Origin of the sequence: Ideonella sp. (assembly GCF_035254525.1) — a bacterium.
In the GTDB taxonomy this organism is placed as follows: domain Bacteria; phylum Pseudomonadota; class Gammaproteobacteria; order Burkholderiales; family Burkholderiaceae_C; genus Ideonella.
The window spans coordinates 1-15125 of sequence record NZ_DATFAN010000178.1 but is presented as its reverse complement, the minus strand read 5'-3'; the positions used below and the strand labels follow the sequence as shown (position 1 = coordinate 15125).

Sequence of the window (15125 nt, the reverse complement as noted above, 5' to 3'; positions counted from 1 at the left end):
GCTCAGAAGCGCGCCGCGAGCCGGGCATGCAGGTGGAGTTCGCCGCGCGCGCTGTTGGGGCTGTCGCGCAGCGGCCAGCCGAGGTCCAGCCCCCCTTCGAGCCCGGCCGCCGCGCCGCTGCCGGATACGCGCAGCCCGAGCCCGACGCCGGCCAGCGATTGCGCGCCGGGCTGCCCCGCAGCGGGGTCGATGGTGAAGACGCGGCCGGCGTCGACGAAGACCAGCGGCACCAGCTCGCGCAGGTCCGGGGTGCCGGCCGAAGCGATGTTGGCGATGCGCCATTCCAGCGAGCCGAGCAGCGCGTGGTCGCCAGTGGCCTCGCTTTCGAGGTAGCCGCGCACCGTGTCGGCACCGCCGATCGCGTACTGCTCGGCGCTGACCAGCGCGCCGGAAGCCGCCTGCGCGCCCAGGCGCAGCGCGAGCTGGCCCTCTCCCTCGCGTTGACCCAGGGCTTGCCCCAGGCGCTGCTGCGCGCGCAGATCGAAGCGGCCGACCAGGAAGCTGCCGTCGCCGCCCTTGCGCTTGCACGCGAACTGGTCCTGCGGGCCGCTGCCGCCGCTGGCCAGCGGGCAGTCGACGTCGCGCTGCAGCAGCGCGCGGGCCGCTGCCGTCAGGCTGGCGTTCCACTGCCAGCGCGTGGGGCCGTCCAACGCAAGGTCGCTGTACGCGAGCTGGAACGGCAGGTAGCGCAGCGGCGTCGAGATCTCGTCGGCGCCGAACACCGTGCGCTCGCGCAGCAGCTTCAGGTCGGCGCCCCAGGTCAGCACGCCCGTGCGGTCGCCGCCGCGGCGGGCGAAGGCGCGTGCGCGCCGCAGGCCCAGTGTCGTGCCACGGCCCAGCACCTGCGTGCCGCCGAGGGTTTCCACATCGCTGTCGGACAGCGTCAGCGAAAGGTTCCAGCTGTCGCCGAGCGTCTCGGCCTCGGCATCCGCGATGGTGTAGTTCGCGACCAGCACGCGCGATTGCCCGGGCTCGAACGGCGCGGTGATCAGGCTCAGTGCCAGCGCGTGATCGCGCTGGAACAGGTTGTCGTAGCGCAGCGTGGCCTGCAGGCGCAGCGGCTCGGTGCCGGCGGCATGCTGGTTGTGCAACTCGACGGTGCCGCCAAGCGGCAATGTGTCCTCGACCTGCAGCTCCACGTCCACCGTGCCCGGCAGGCGCCCGGGCTTGAGCACCGGCTGCACGCGCCGGTCGTCGCTGCGGTTCAGCTCGGCCAGCTGGACCTGCACGGTGTTGAACTCGGGCACGGCGCCGGGCTGCAGCGCTGCCACCTTGGCGCGGATGAAACCCTGGTCGTGGTAGCGCGAGCCCAGCACGTACAGCGCGCCGACACGGCCCTCGATGACCTTCAGTCGCACCACCCCTTCTTGGACCTGCTGCTCCGGGATGTCGACCAGCACCGTCAGGTAGCCGGCCCTCTGGTACGCCGCCTCGAGCGCCGTGCGCGCCGCCTCGACCCCGGCCATGCCGCGCCCCGGGCCCAGGTGCGGCTCGACCGCGGCCTCGATTGCCGTCACCGGCAGCACGCTGTTGCCCTCGACGTCGATCGCCAGCAGGTCGAAACCAGCCTCGGCGAACGCGCGGCCGATGGGCAGCAGCGACAGGAGCAGGACGACGAGGGCGGCGAGGGTTCTCACGGCCGGCATGTTCGCGAGCCGGGGTGACGGCGGCCGCCCCGGCACATGCACCGATCGGCTCATGCCGCGCGGGCGATGGTGACAGCGCCGTGACGGCCGGGCGACAGCAGACGCTGCACTTGCGCCAGCGCGGCGCCGATCACCTGGTGCATGTCGAGGTAGCGGTATTCGGCCAGCCGCCCGCCGAAGTGAACCTGCGGCGCCAAGGCATCGGCCAGCGCGCGGTAGCGCTCGTAACGCGCCAGGTTCACGGCCGTGCCCACCGGGTAGTAGGGCTCGCGGCCCGGGCCGCCATGGGCCGGGTACTCGCGGGTGATCAGCGTGTGGCGCGCCGCCTCGGTGCGCGCGGCGCTCGGCAGCTCGAAATGCCGGTGCTCGATGATGCGGGTGAAAGGCACGGCCGCATCGCTGTAGTTCACGACCGCGGCCCCCTGGAAGTCGGCCAGCGGCAGCAGCTCGCGCTCGAAACGCAGCGAGCGGTACTCGAGCGCACCGTGGCAGCGGTCGAAGAACGCATCGATCGGGCCGGTGTAGATGACTCGGTCGTAGCGCGCCAGCCAGTGGTCGCGGTCGCGCAGGAAATCAACGTCGAACTCCACCGGGATGCCCGCCAGCAGCCGGTCGAACAGCGCCGCATACCCGCCGATCGGAATGCCTTGATAGCGGTCGTTGAAGTAGTTGTCGTCGAAGCTCAACCGCACCGGAATGCGCTTGATGATCTCGGCCGGCAGCTGGCTGGGATGGCGCCCCCATTGCTTGCGCGTGTAGCCCTCGATGAACAGGCGATACAGCGTCGGGCCGACGGTCGCCAGGCAGTGTTCCTCGAGGTTGGCCGGCGCGGCGATCGGCTGCCGCTCGCGCGCCAGGGCATCGCGCGCCTGCTGCGGTGTGCGCACGCCGAAGACCTGGTACAGCGTGAACAGGTTGATCGGAAAGCTGTAGATCGCGTCGGCATGGCACACCTTGACCCGGTGCACGTAGGCATTGAAGCGGGCGAAGCGGTTGACCCAGGCCCAGATGCGATCGCTGTCGGTGTGGAAGATGTGCGCGCCGTGCACGTGCTCGTGGCAGTCGGCCTCAGGCAGGTAGCGCGTGGCGCAGTTGCCGCCGGGGGCGTCGCGCTGCTCGATGACGTGCACGCGGTGACCCGCATCGTGCAGCTCGCGGGCGCAGGTGGCGCCATACAGACCGGCGCCGACGATCAGGATGCGTTGGCTCATGAATAACAGGCAGGAAACGGGTTGAGGGCGGGCACCGCGCGCAGTGACCGCCCCCGGTTGTGGTGGGCCGGCACCGGCCGGCCCGTCCCAACGACGCTCGTCTTACTTGACGATGCGGATCGGCGAGCAGCTCGCCGCCGTGTTGTGGTCCATGCGCGAAGCGAACTTCAGCGTGACCGGGTCGGTCAGGTCCTCATAGGCGCCGGTGTAGGTCGTCGGCAGGGCCATCACGCCCTGCTGGGTGTCGACGTCGGCGATGTTGAGCTGGGCCGCCTTGCCGCCATTGGCGCGCAGCGCGGTCAGGAAGGACTTCACGTCGGCGTCGGTCAGCAGCGTCTTGTGCCACTGCATCGTGGCGTCGTAGGCGAACTGGTAGGTGCCCACCTTGGCCACGTCGCGCGCCGGCGAGATGCCGTCGAGCTTGACGAAGCGGTAGCCCTTGTCGATGCCCAGGCCCGTCGGCAGCGGGCTGTTCTCGCGGCTGAGGATGCCGATCGCGTAGGCGGTGCCGCCCAGGTTCTCGACCGTGGTGCCGAGGCAGGTCTCGACGTTGCCCGAGCCCGAGCCCAGGTTCCAGGCCAGCGTGCCGTTCTCGGACAGCGCGGGCGAGGCGAGCGGGGTCGAGTTGTTGGCGCCGACGGTCTGGCCGACCGGGGCGTAGGTCGAGGTGCCCGCGCCGCAGCCGGCGTTCAGGAATTCGACGTTGAAGCTGGCCTGCGTGCCCGAGCCGATCACCCGGCGGCAGACGTTGACCTGCTTGCTCAGCACGCCGGCGTCGACGCTGGCCGGCACGACGAGGTTCCAGCCACGCTTGTCGACCGAGCTGCCCGACAGGTTGCCGGACAACGCCGCCGTCACGAAGGTGCGCGACAGGCTGGGCATCTTCGCCGGGGCGTCGTCGAGCACGCCGCCGGCCGGGATCAGGCCCTGGGCTTCCTGCAGGGCACGGTAGAGCTTCTTGTTGACCGCCACGCCCATGATGGTCTGGTTGAACGCCTTCGAATCGAGCGTCGTCGTGCTGACGGCGGTCTGCGGCGAGGGCAGGTTGACCTGCTTCTGGAACAGGGCCGGCTCGACGTCCGACAGGCCGGCGTCGGCCAGGCGCGAGACGACGTTGTTGCAGGCGAAGCTCGGCAGCAGGATGTCGGTGGCCGGGCTGGGGTTGCCGGTGGCCGTGCAGGTGCCGTCGACGGCCATCAAGTCCTGCGCCGTGCCGGTGGCGATCGGGTTCACGCCCTGGAACGAGCCGCCCGCGTCGCGCTTGACCAGCAGCACGGGCGTGCCGGTGACCCAGTTGCCGACCTTCTTCTTCAGGTTGCACGAATAGGCGCGGTGGCTGCTGCCGGCCGGAGCGGCACCGGTGCCGTTGAAGAACACGTCGAAGGTCGAGGCGTTGCAGTTCGTCTGGAACCAGGCGCCGATGAACAGGCGCTGCGCCGAGGCGCCGGCGATGTAGACCTCCTTCAGCGTGCCGTTGCTGCGCGCGGTGTCGATCTGGGCGGGGGTGAGCGCATGGGCGCTGCTGGCAGCAGCCAGCGCGGCCAGGGCGATCAAACGAAGCTTCATGGTGACTCCATCCTAGATATGGGTTTGTCGATCAGTTGCACCGCGAAGCGATGCCGCGGCGAACTGGGGTCACTATCCGAAGCCGGGGTGACATGCGTGTGGGCGCTGAGCGATTCGCACACCATGCGAACGGGCCATGCAGGCTCGAGCGACTGTCATTCGCCGACTCAGCTGATCAGCCGACGCGCCATGGCCTCGGCCACCGCGTGGGCGCGGTTGCGTGCGCCGAGCTTGCGCTGGATGCTGCGCAGGTGGTTCTTCACCGTCAGCGGGCTGATGCCCAGCAGGGCCCCGATCTGTGCATTCGCCTTGGCTTCGCGCACGGCCACCAGCACCTGCAGTTCGCGCTCGGTCAGCGGCGGCGCGCCAAGCGCCAGTCGGGTGGCGACCCGGCGCGCGCCGGTGCCTTCGGCACGCCACCAGGCGAACTGCAGGTAGGGCATCCACAACTCGAGGGCCAGCAGGGCATCGGCGCCGGGCGCCGCGCCCTGGCGGCTCGCGAACGCGAAGATCAGCTCGGGCCCCGGCCGGCCGGGCCCCTGCACGGCGTGCAGTTCCAGCGCACCGAAGCCGGCCCCGGCCAGCGCCTGCGCGCCCTCGGCCGGCAAGGTATCCAGCACGACACGACAGGCCCGCCCGTCGGCCCGCTCCCATTGTTCGGCCAGCTGCCGCCAGCAGTGCGCCGCCGGGTTCGACAGGGCGAGCATCAGAGACTCGGGCAGCGGCACGCAGTTCAGCACCAGGGCACGGCACCCCCCTGCATCCCGTCCGGCATCGCACCAGCACAAGGCCAGTTCGTGCGGCACGAAGCGATGCAGGTGCAGGCGCAACCAGACGAAGAACTGCTGTGGGGAGGCAATCGCGTGCGCGGCCTCGACGCCGCGCAGGAACGCGTCGCCAAGTTCGGGCACGCTGGAGAACGGGGCATGCATGGGGGGCCGATCGACAGGACGGCGCAGGGTAGGCGCCGCGCATGAAACCGCCGTGACGCGAGCGTGTCGGCTCCTGGTCCCTTCGGGCGCCGCGCTGACGCGGTGGCGTCATCGGAGCTGGTGATGATGGCGGCCTTCCCAGCCTGCGCCTCCTGGCGCCCGCCTTCGTGACACCTTCGCCGACCGTCCTTCCCGCCTGGCACCGGCACGACGGTGCCGATTGGCATCGCCTCCAGGCGATCGACCGCTCGATGCTGGGCGCACCGGTGTTGTACCTGGCCGGCAGCGAAGGCAGCACCTGGGCCGGCGGCGGCGACCGGTTCGACCTGCGAGCCGACGACTGGCTCGGCGGCGGCACGCTGCGCAACAGCTTCTATGTCGACCCCTGGGCGAAGCTCAGCCACGCACGCGAACTGGGGCTGGTGGTCGATGTACGCGGCAGCCTGCGCCTGCGGGTCATGCGTGCCACGCGCGGCCAGGCGCCGGTGGTGCTGCGCGAAATGCACATCGATGCGCCGATGCGCGGCCGCCACGTGCTGCCGCTCGGATCGCTGTCGGCGCTGCCGGAGGGCAGCCGCCTGTTCTGGCACGTCGACGCGATCGACGGTGCGCGCCTGCACGAAGCGGCCTGGTGCACCCGCTCGACGCCGCGCGTCGGCGCGCGGCTCGCCGTCCTGATGCGCACCTGGGGCCGCACGCGCGATCTGCAGGCTCAGCTCGAGCGCTTCGCGCAAGGCGCGCGCAGCGACCCGTTTCACGCCGCGTTGCTGGCCCGCACCGAATTCTGGGTGCTCGACACCAGCGCCGCCGCCGATCACCTGTGGCCCGAGGCCGACGCCCTGGGCCTGGACCTGCGCGTGATGACCGGGCCCAACCTGGGCGGCGGCGGCAATGCCAGCCACCTGATCCACCACTTCCTGGTCCGCTGCGATGCCGCACCGGCCGAAGCGCCCGACGAGGTGCTGATCCTGGACGACGACCTGCTGCTGTCGATGGAGTCGCTGGCGCGGCACTGGATGGCCTCGGCCTACCGCGCCGTCGAACACGTGGCCAGCCTCCCGGTGTTGATGAAGAGCCAGCCCACGCGCGTGTGGGAAGACGGCGGCTTCTGGGGCCGGCTGAACTTCAAGGAGCAGGGAGGGTTCGGCCTCAAGCGCAACATGTTCCCGCACCTGCTCAAGCACGGCCTGTCGCTCAACGGCTTCGAGCACCTCGACGAGTTCGGCCCGCTGAACCACTGCGAGTACACGACCTTCATCTTCTTCGCGCTGCCGCTGGCCACGCTTCGCCGCATCGGCCTGCCGGCGGCCTTCTTCCTGCGCGGGGACGACATCGAATATTCGCTGCGCGCCCAGGCCGCCGGCGTGCCGGTGATCACCAACCCGAACCTCGCCGCCTGGCACGAGCCCGGCCACTCCTACGCCCAGGAGTACATGGCCATCCTGCACGCGGTGCTGATCAATTTCAGGCACTCGGACAGCGGCGCCGCCGAGTTCGCGCGCTGGTTCGAGCAACGCCTGGCCGAGCACACGGCCCTCGATGACCTCGAGGGCGCCAGGCTGTACCTGCAGGTGCTCGAGCACCTGCAGGACGAGCCCAGCGCCCTGCTGACGACCGACTTCGATGCCCATTACCGCGCGGCCCTGCCGGCCCTCCAGGCCGCCCGCATGAGCCCGCTGCCCGAGGCCGAACGGCAACGCCTGGAGCGCGATGCCGGCGAGCACGGCGTGCTGCTGCGGCCCTTTCTCTACCCCGGCTACCAGCCCGACGCGAGCCGCTACCGCGCCGTCGTGCTGGTCAATGCCGGTGCCGGCACCTACCGCGAGCTGCCGCCGGTCGCACCGGCCGATCGGCTGTGGTTGATGCGCCGCTACCTGGCCGCGCTGGCCGCATTCGTCGAGCACTTCGATGCCCTGCGCGCTCGCTGGCGCGAGCGGCTGGCCGTCTCTGGCGGCGCGGCGTTCTGGGCCGAGGTGGCCGCGCGTCACGCGGACGAGACGCGCGCACTGGCGCACGCGAAGTTCCGCTTTCCGCCACCGCCCACGGCACCCGCGGCGGGTGAGCCCGGCCCGCCACCGCCCGACGCCGACTGGCCCGCCGCCCTGCCCGTGCGCGAACTGCGCCAGCGCATCGAGCGCGAGTTGGTGCAACTGGCACGGCTGCGCCAGGGCGCGGCCGCGCAAGCCGGCCGGGCGCCGCAGCAGCACGCTGGCATGGTGGGACCGGCCTCGCCACTGGCCCGCTGGTGGCAGGGGCTGCGCCGCCCGGTGAGCCGGGCAGCCAGGCACCCTCACCCCGGCAGCCCTGCCCAGCCGCTGCCGGCCGACTTCGACCCGGCCCAGTACCTGGCGCTGAACGCCGACGTTGCCCGCACCGGCATCGACGCCGCCCTGCACTATGCCCAGTTCGGCCGCGCCGAAGGTCGGCGCTACCGGCTTTGACGACCCCCTTTTGCATGAGCTCTTCACGACCCCGGCTGATCCTGCACATCGGAACGCACAAGACGGGCACCAGCGCCTTGCAGGCCGCGCTCGACGGTGCGCGCGACGTGCTGCGGCAGCATGGCGTGCTCTACCCCGACACCCGGCGCCCGCCCTGGCCCGAGCTGCCCAAGCATTGCTCGGTCTACCACGCGGCGGCTTCCGGCAGCCCGGCCTTGCAGGCGCGCGAGCGCGAGGCCTTGCTCGCCGAGTTCGACGCCAGTGGCGCACACACGCTGCTGATCAGCGAAGAGGGCCTGTCCGAACCCGACCCGCGAGTGGCCGAATTCTTCGCCCCGCTGTCCGCGCGCTTCGAGATCGAGGTGTTGTGCTTCCTGCGCCGGCAGGACCTGTTCGTCGAGGCGTTGTTCAACCAGTTCGTGCGCGAAGCGGCGCGTCGCGAGTCACGCCCCATCCTGACGTTCGCGCGCGCGCCGGCGACCCGGGAACGGCTGAACTACCGTGCGCTGCTCGGTCGCTGGGCCGCGCTGCCGGCACGCGTGCGGGCGCTGGACTTCGACGGCCCTGCGGTGCGCGGCCCGGGCCTGATGGCCGCCTTCGAGACTGCGCTCGGCCTGCCTCCGCTCGGCCTGCCGGACCGGCGCGCGAACCCGTCGCCCGACATGCGGCTTGCGTTGCTGCTCAACCGGATGAACCGGCTGCGGGTGCCCTACGAACTTGCGCCCTTGCTGCAGGCCGCGCGCGCGCTTGCCCAGACCGGCCTGCCGCCGGTCAGACACCTGCTCGGCGGCGACGAGCGACGCCGGATGCTCGCCGAGTTCGAGGACTGCAACCGACGACTCGCCGCCGAGTTCGGCGTCGAATTCGGCGGCGAACTGCCGCCGCACGAGCCAGCCTGTGCGCTCGAGGATCTCGACGCCGGTTTCACGCTCCAGTTGCTGGGCGGGCTGTCCCGGGAGCGCTCCGCGTCCGCGGCTGAAGCCACCGCGTGAGGGCGTCAGGACCCGCTCGCACTGGTTTCGCGCCGCAGCGTCATGGCGCCGCAACGGTCATGGGCCGGGCCGCTTGCGCGTCAAGGTCGAACATCGGAAAATTCAGCCCCATGCACATCGCGTCCCAAATGACCAAGGCGACTTTCGCCAGCTGAACCCGCCTTTCGACGCGATCGGGAGGCATTCGCCTTCCGGCACCAAACCCCGGCAAGTGCGAACTTCCCAGGGTTTTTGTTTTGTTCCGAGACCTTGCCATGCGCACCTACGACAAGTTGATCGCCACGATCTCCGCTCGCCGGAGCGTGGAACACGTGCGCCCTCGCCTCGGCTGCACCCGACACCTTCGACGCTAGGAGTCTGGGCGGCAGAAGGGAATCCCCTGACTGCCGCTGACGGATGAGGTACGTTGGCGGCCATGGCCGCGAACTACCTCCCGTACGAGCCGCAGCAGATGCTGCTGCTGCCCGAGGCGATCCAGGACTGGCTGCCCGAGGGGCATCTGGCGCACTTCATCAGCGACACAGTGGATACGCTGGACCTGGGCGCGTTCCACGCCCGTTACGACAAGGACGGCCCGCGCAACCAGCCGTTCCACCCGGCGATGATGGTCAAGGTGCTGGTGTACGGCTACGCCACGGGTGTGTTCAGCTCGCGCAAGATCGCCAAGAAGCTGCACGAGGACGTGGCCTTCCGGGTGCTGGCCGCGGGCAACTTCCCGGCGCACCGCACGATCCGCGAGTTCCGGGCGTTCCACCTGAAGGAGCTGTCGGATCTGTTCGTGCAGGTGGTGCGCCTGGCGCGCGAGATGGGCCTGGTCAAGCTGGGCACGATCGCGGTGGATGGCACCAAGGTCAAGGCCAACGCCAGCCGCCACAAGGCGATGAGCTACGGCCACATGCTCAAGGCAGAAGCGGAGCTGAAGGCGCAGATCGATGCGCTTCTGAAGCGCGCTCAGCAGGCCGACGAGGCCGAGAAGAACGAGCCCGAGCTGGACATCCCGGCCGAGATCGCGCGGCGCGAGGCGAGGCTCGCGGCCATCGCCGAGGCCCGCCAACGCTTGGAGCAGCGCCAGCGCGAAGCCGAGATCGAGCGCGGGCGCGACCCCGACGAGCCGCCCCGAGGCGGGCGCTACAAGCGCGAGTTCGGCGTGCCCGAGGACAAAGCGCAGGACAACTTCACCGACCCCGACAGCCGCATCATGAAGCGCGCCGGCGGCGGCTTCGATGCCAGCTACAACGCGCAGACGGCGGTCGACGATGCGGCGCACATCATCGTGGCCGCGGAGCTGACCAACAACGCCAGTGACGCGGCTGAACTGCCCACGCTGCTGCAAGCCGTCAAGGACAACCTGGGATGCCTGCCCGAGCAGGCTCTGGCCGACACCGGCTACAAGTCCGAGGCGGTGTTCGAGGCGCTGGCGGGCAAGGGCTGCGATCTGGTGGTGGCCATTGGCCGCGAGGGCAAGCGGCCGCTGCGCTTCGATGCCGAGCGGCTACCGCACACGGCGGCGATGGCCGCCAAGCTGCAGACCGATGATGGCAAGGCCGCCTACCGGCGACGCAAGTGGATCGCCGAGCCACCCAACGGCTGGATCAAGAACGTGCTGGGGTTCCGCCAGTTCAGCCTGCGCGGGCTGCACCGTGTCAAAGCCGAGTGGAAACTCGTCTGCTTGGCGTTGAACCTGCGGCGAATGGCTGCAATGCAGGCCTGTTGAGGGGCTGCAAGGCCTTCCTGCAGCCTCCACGGCCGCCCCCCGGGCCGCCGGTTGAACGCGCACAACGTCATCGACAGCCCGGACTCAAGCCGCCGATGCCGTTGAAGTCAGCTTCCCACGTGCCGCGAGCCGTCTGCCACCGGCCGGCAATCACGGGCCCACTTTGGCAGCGACCCCTTGTGCATGCCTCAATCGGGCGATACGCCAGCCGAGCGCTTGGCGCGAGCTGCGCCCTTGGCAGGCACGCCCGGCCAGTCCTATGTGGAGCGGCACGGCATCCCAATCAAACTGGCCGACGCCACCGGCCTGCGATTCGACCCAGACTGGAGTGATCGCGCCGCGGTGCTGGTAGGCCTTTACGACCGAACGGGAACGCTGAGGTCGGTGCATGGCCGCTACCTGAGCACCTTGCGCGTGCAGGACATGATGCTGACGATCGGCCCCGGCGGAGACGTGTTTTGTGTCGGGCATGGCTGGCACGGCGATCCGCTGATCCTGGTCGAGGGCGTCTTTGACGCGCTCTCGCTGGCAGTCTGCGGCTACAGCGGCGTGGCGACCATCGGACGATGGGCGCCGTGGCTGCCCGAGGCCTGCGCTGGCCGTGTCGCCTGGCTCGGCTTTGACGGCAACGCCGGCGGCTGGGTGAGGAGGTCCGACGCAAGCGCCATGCATTGCAATCCGCGTGGACGTGAGATGGCTCGATTTCGCGGCACGGCCGCTGCATGTGATCGAGGCCGACGGCCGCGTGGTGCTCGAGCGCGCAAGCGAGTCGATGGACACGGTGCTGGGTGCGATCCCAGGAGAAGCGGTGGCGCAACGACGCGTTCCGCTGCGCGCCGTCTTCGACTGAATCCCGCCGGTCGGGCAGCTGGGCAGCGAGCCAGGGGCCGACCTCGCGCATCGTCGGCGGCCGGATCCCGCAGCGCAGAACACTCACCCTCGTTCGAGCTGTGAATCGCGACCGCGACCCGGCCGGTCACGATCGGTTCGGCGGTTGTGCTGAATCCTGTCCTGTACAACCCGGCTCAGCTGCGACGAGAGCAGTCGATCAGAAGCGTCTTCCGAGGCACCCAACGCTTCGACAATTCTGTAGTAGGAGCCGGTGACCTCCTTCTCTACCCGGCGCCAGCCTTCGGCCTTGCCAGGTTCCGGCATCGAAGGCGCACGGTTCGAAGGCTCGCCGCGGCCTTCCATCTGGCTCACCTCCCGGGGCTTGTTCGTTTTCTCGCGCTGCAGGCGGGGCGCACGCCGGGTGGCCTCGGCCTCGACGCCACGCTCTCGCAGCTCGTAGGCAAAGCGCTCGCGCCAACGCTGCAGATCAGCCTTGCGCGGGTTCAGTCGCTGGCCATCCAGTGACTCGGTCTTGACGCACACGTGAACGTGGACCTGCGGCTCGTCATGGTGCTGAACCATGACCCATTGATGGCCAGCGAACTCGAGCTCCGCGCTTGCCTTGACGGCACCGAAGACCGCTCGCTCGTCCGTACCCTCGCGCATCGAGAAGATGATGTGAAACGCCTCCTTGCGCGGGCTGTCGTCGTCCAGGACGGGTCCGGTGTGCTTCCAGGCCCACAGCAGGTCCGTGACCGACTCAGCATCCCGAAACTCCCGGCCGTCCTGGTCGCGCAGGATTTCTTCACCGTCACGCGACAGGTACCTGAAATGCCCTGCCAGCGACGTCGCAGTCTTGCGTCCCTTGGTTGGAATCTTCACGACCACTTGGCTGCGTCGGCTCGCGACGGCTTTCAGGCGTGCCGTGAGGTCGGCCCTGCTGCCCCGGCCGGGATATTCGGGCCGCGTCCGCGCCGCGACAGGAGCCCCGGTCCAGAGCGATCGACCGCGTCGAGATTGCGCAGGTTTCTTGCGCTTGCGTCCCAACAGCAGATCGGCAGCTGGTCCGATGAAATCGTCGCTGCCCGCGGTCCTCGCATTCATACCGTGATCTCCCAACGGCGAGTGCCTTGGGCCATGGTTCGGCTGCTCAACTCGACATGCCGCTTGATGGTGGCCTCCAACGATTCCAGGCGATCTGCCAGGGCAGTTTCTGCAACCTGCCGGCGCCATTGGGCCAGGTCGATGGCTACGCCGGCCAGCAGCGCATTGCTGGCCGTCAATGCCTCCATCTCGGCTTGACCGAAGGTGGGCGTCTGCGTGAGCGCAGCGCGGACCGCCGCCACCAGCCACGCCTGGTAGCCGAGACCCTGCGACGCGCACACGTCCTTGATGGCAGCATCTTCGGTCGGCGTGAGCGCGATCTCGCGCGGCACCTTCGGCCCATGGTCGGGGCGGCAGCCAAGCCGGGCCAGAGCCGGCGAAGCGAGTGGGCGGCCGACGCCAGACATGGCGCCGTTGCTGGCCCCGCGTGCTGAGGCAGCTTCAGGAGCCTTCAGAGAAGCCTCCACGAGCGCGCAGATTGCGGGCCCTGCCTTCACCCCCAGAGCGTCGCAATGCGCGCGCCAGGCGGCTTTCAGGGCTGGGCCGAGGTCCACGGACAGCAGGCCCGCGGATCGAGGCTCCTTCGCATTGGCGCTTTCCAAGTGGGACTCGGTCGTCGTCACGTCGCCATCTCCCTGGTCGATTCCGCGGACGTAATACATTTGCCGGCGGCAGCCTATCCTGCAACCAATACTACCAGCCAATAATCCGGCTATCCGACCCCAATCCAGCCCCCGGCATTCCACTTCGTAACTGCAGACCTGAACGCAAACGGTCCATATGTGGGCCGAAAGTGGAACGAAACGGGAATGCGAGTTACAAGGTGGAACGCAAGTGGTGGACTAAACGGCACGCAAGTGGGTAGTATCCGGTCCATAAAGGGTTGGTATCCGGAACGAATCCGGCACGCGATGCACCGATGACCACGAACAGCCTCAAGACCTTCTGGGACCAGACCGAGCGCGTGGCGCTCACCCCCCGCCTGCAGCCCGGCATGCTCCGGCGCAAGGCGGGCCTGTTCGCGCACGAGATTGCTCGGCTGCACGAAGCCGGGTACTCCCTGGCGGAGATCCAGCTGGTGCTCAGCGACGTCGGCCTGCCGGTCGGCAAGACGACCGTCGCACGCGAGGTCGCACGCCTGAGCAGCGCGGCGCGTGCCGGCGGATCGCCGCCGCAGATCGATTTGCCAGCGCCGCCCGGGCCGCCTGGACAGACTCCCTCAGGACCCGCCGCGCTCACCCCAGGCCCGGTCAGTCCTCGAGCAGCCTGGTCGGATTCATCCGAAGGCTCGGTCACGCCCGCCCGCCCGCCCCGCGCCGGGCCGGACAAACCCGCCGGTCTGGCCGGCGACCCTCGAACCGGGATGCAGATTGCCGGCGAGTTCTTCAGCACCTACATAGCCAATCCGCTTTTCAAGGAAGGGAAGAAGTAATGAAGGTCGCTGTCATCAATTTCTCCGGCAATGTCGGCAAAACCACGATGGCCCGGCATCTGCTGGCGCCTCGAATTCCCGGCGCCCGTCTGATTTCGGTGGAATCAATCAATACGGACTACGCCGAGGAGGAATCCATCAAGGGCCGCCAATTCAAGGAGCTGCAGGTATATCTGCAAACCGCAGCCGACGTCATCGTCGATATCGGGGCCAGCAACGTGGAAGAACTGCTGGGACTGATGCGCAAATACAGCGGCAGCCAGCACGATTTCGATTACTTCGTGGTCCCGGCCGTGCCCGGTGTCAAACAGCAACTCAATACCGTCGGCACCTTGAGCGAGCTGGCGCGAATGCGTGTCCCCCCCGAAAAACTGCGGGTTGTCTTCAACCAGGTCGAAGGTGACGGGACCGAAGCCGACGTCCGGCAAGCGTTCGCCGCGCTGTTCACCTTCGTCGGGGAGCATCCGGAGTGCGGCGAACTGAACCCGGCCGCGCGCCTGACGACCAACGAGCTGTACCAGCTCCTGGTGGGCAGCGACCGATCGGTGATCGACGTCGCCCACGACGAAACTGACTTCAAGCGCCTGATCGCGCTAGCCGATGATCGGGCCGAGAAGATCAAGCTGGCGGAGGCCCTGGCCCTGCGCCGTCTGGCGCAGGGCGTCTTGCCGGAGTTGGAGGCCTGCTTCGCCGCGCTGAAGCTGGCATGAGCGACAAGCCTCAGACGGTCAGACAGGCCTTGATGGCCGAGCTGCTCGACGATCTGCAGCGCATGGCCGATCGCGTCGAGGCGCTGCGGGACCTGCAGGACCGGTCCGAGGCACATGCGAAGAACACGGCGCAAAGCCTGCTGCAGGCCAGCAGCCAGTTCCGCGCCAGTGTCGATGACACCCTCGCTAGGCTGCGAGTGGAGTTTGCAGCGCTGATGGCATCCGCGACCGAGCACGCCGCCCGCAGCGTCGTAGGCGAACAGGCCCAGGTCCTCGAACGAGCCGCCATGGCCGCCGTGCGCCAGAGCCTGACGAGGGAAGCGATCCAGCGCTCGCGCACCGACTGGCTGCGACTTGTGGCCACCGGCGCGGCGATCGGCGCGGCCGCCGGCATGCTGACGGCCTGCCTGGTGATCTACCTGGTCGGTCTGGGCGGCTGAGGCGACAAGTCCACGCACTTGAACTCATGCGCCCGGGATGCCAGCGGTGACCCGGCAGAGCGGTATCGCCCGGCGGCGCGGCCCTGCAGGGTCGGACAAGCAGGCG

At 69.2% G+C, this 15125-nt stretch carries 13 protein-coding genes; 7 read left to right on the top strand and 6 right to left on the bottom strand.

Annotation, left to right across the window (positions count from 1 at the left end; genetic code table 11):
* Positions 1–2 precede the first annotated feature (2 nt).
* From VJ693_RS18905 to VJ693_RS18890, 4 genes are all read right to left on the bottom strand, one after another.
* Positions 3–1637 (bottom strand): ShlB/FhaC/HecB family hemolysin secretion/activation protein, encoded by a 1635-nt coding sequence (locus VJ693_RS18905; RefSeq protein WP_324156696.1) that lies wholly within the window; start codon positions 1635–1637, stop codon positions 3–5.
* Positions 1638–1696: 59 nt separating this feature from the next.
* Positions 1697–2857, bottom strand: coding sequence for a UDP-galactopyranose mutase (glf, locus tag VJ693_RS18900; RefSeq protein ID WP_324156694.1), 1161 nt, complete (start codon positions 2855–2857; stop codon positions 1697–1699).
* 102 nt (positions 2858–2959) lie between these two features.
* The gene (locus tag VJ693_RS18895; protein ID WP_324156692.1) at positions 2960–4423 is read right to left on the bottom strand and encodes a hypothetical protein; all 1464 of its coding nucleotides are present in this window, start codon (positions 4421–4423) and stop codon (positions 2960–2962) included.
* Between the two features lie 167 nt (positions 4424–4590).
* Positions 4591–5355 carry a helix-turn-helix transcriptional regulator gene (locus VJ693_RS18890; RefSeq protein WP_324156690.1) on the bottom strand — a complete coding sequence of 255 codons (765 nt, stop codon included), beginning with the start codon at positions 5353–5355 and terminating at the stop codon, positions 4591–4593.
* Positions 5356–5522: 167 nt separating this feature from the next.
* On the opposite strand from VJ693_RS18890, the gene VJ693_RS18885 reads away from it, so the two are divergent.
* From VJ693_RS18885 to VJ693_RS18870, 4 genes are all read left to right on the top strand, one after another.
* Positions 5523–7796 carry a hypothetical protein gene (locus tag VJ693_RS18885; protein ID WP_324156688.1) on the top strand — a complete coding sequence of 758 codons (2274 nt, stop codon included), beginning with the start codon at positions 5523–5525 and terminating at the stop codon, positions 7794–7796.
* Between the two features lie 14 nt (positions 7797–7810).
* The gene (locus tag VJ693_RS18880) at positions 7811–8788 is read left to right on the top strand and encodes a hypothetical protein (protein ID WP_324156686.1); all 978 of its coding nucleotides are present in this window, start codon (positions 7811–7813) and stop codon (positions 8786–8788) included.
* Between the two features lie 415 nt (positions 8789–9203).
* Entirely contained in the window at positions 9204–10502 is a 1299-nt protein-coding gene (locus VJ693_RS18875) for an IS1182 family transposase (RefSeq protein WP_324156684.1), read from the top strand.
* A 682-nt stretch (positions 10503–11184) separates the two neighbouring features.
* A complete protein-coding gene (locus tag VJ693_RS18870) occupies positions 11185–11352 on the top strand; it encodes a hypothetical protein (protein WP_324156682.1) in 168 nt (55 codons plus the stop codon).
* Between the two features lie 83 nt (positions 11353–11435).
* On the opposite strand, the gene VJ693_RS18865 is transcribed toward VJ693_RS18870, so the two are convergent.
* Together VJ693_RS18865 and VJ693_RS18860 are read right to left on the bottom strand one after the other, a co-directional pair.
* The gene (locus VJ693_RS18865) at positions 11436–12437 is read right to left on the bottom strand and encodes a relaxase/mobilization nuclease domain-containing protein (protein WP_324156681.1); all 1002 of its coding nucleotides are present in this window, start codon (positions 12435–12437) and stop codon (positions 11436–11438) included.
* Positions 12434–13060, bottom strand: a complete 627-nt coding sequence (locus tag VJ693_RS18860; protein ID WP_324156679.1) for a hypothetical protein — start codon at positions 13058–13060, stop codon at positions 12434–12436. The genes VJ693_RS18865 and VJ693_RS18860 overlap by 4 nt, the downstream gene beginning before the upstream one ends.
* A gap of 296 nt (positions 13061–13356) precedes the next feature.
* Here VJ693_RS18860 and VJ693_RS18855 point away from each other — a divergent pair, with 296 nt between their 5' ends.
* From VJ693_RS18855 to VJ693_RS18845, 3 genes are read left to right on the top strand one after another with little or no spacing between them, the layout of a single operon-like run.
* Positions 13357–13869 (top strand): hypothetical protein, encoded by a 513-nt coding sequence (locus VJ693_RS18855; protein ID WP_324156677.1) that lies wholly within the window; start codon positions 13357–13359, stop codon positions 13867–13869.
* The gene (gene stbB, locus VJ693_RS18850; RefSeq protein ID WP_324156675.1) at positions 13869–14579 is read left to right on the top strand and encodes a StbB family protein; all 711 of its coding nucleotides are present in this window, start codon (positions 13869–13871) and stop codon (positions 14577–14579) included. Before VJ693_RS18855 ends, stbB begins: the two co-directional genes overlap by 1 nt.
* A gap of 32 nt (positions 14580–14611) precedes the next feature.
* On the top strand, positions 14612–15019 hold the full coding sequence (locus VJ693_RS18845; RefSeq protein WP_324156673.1) for a hypothetical protein: 408 nt from the start codon (positions 14612–14614) through the stop codon (positions 15017–15019).
* Positions 15020–15125 lie beyond the last annotated feature (106 nt).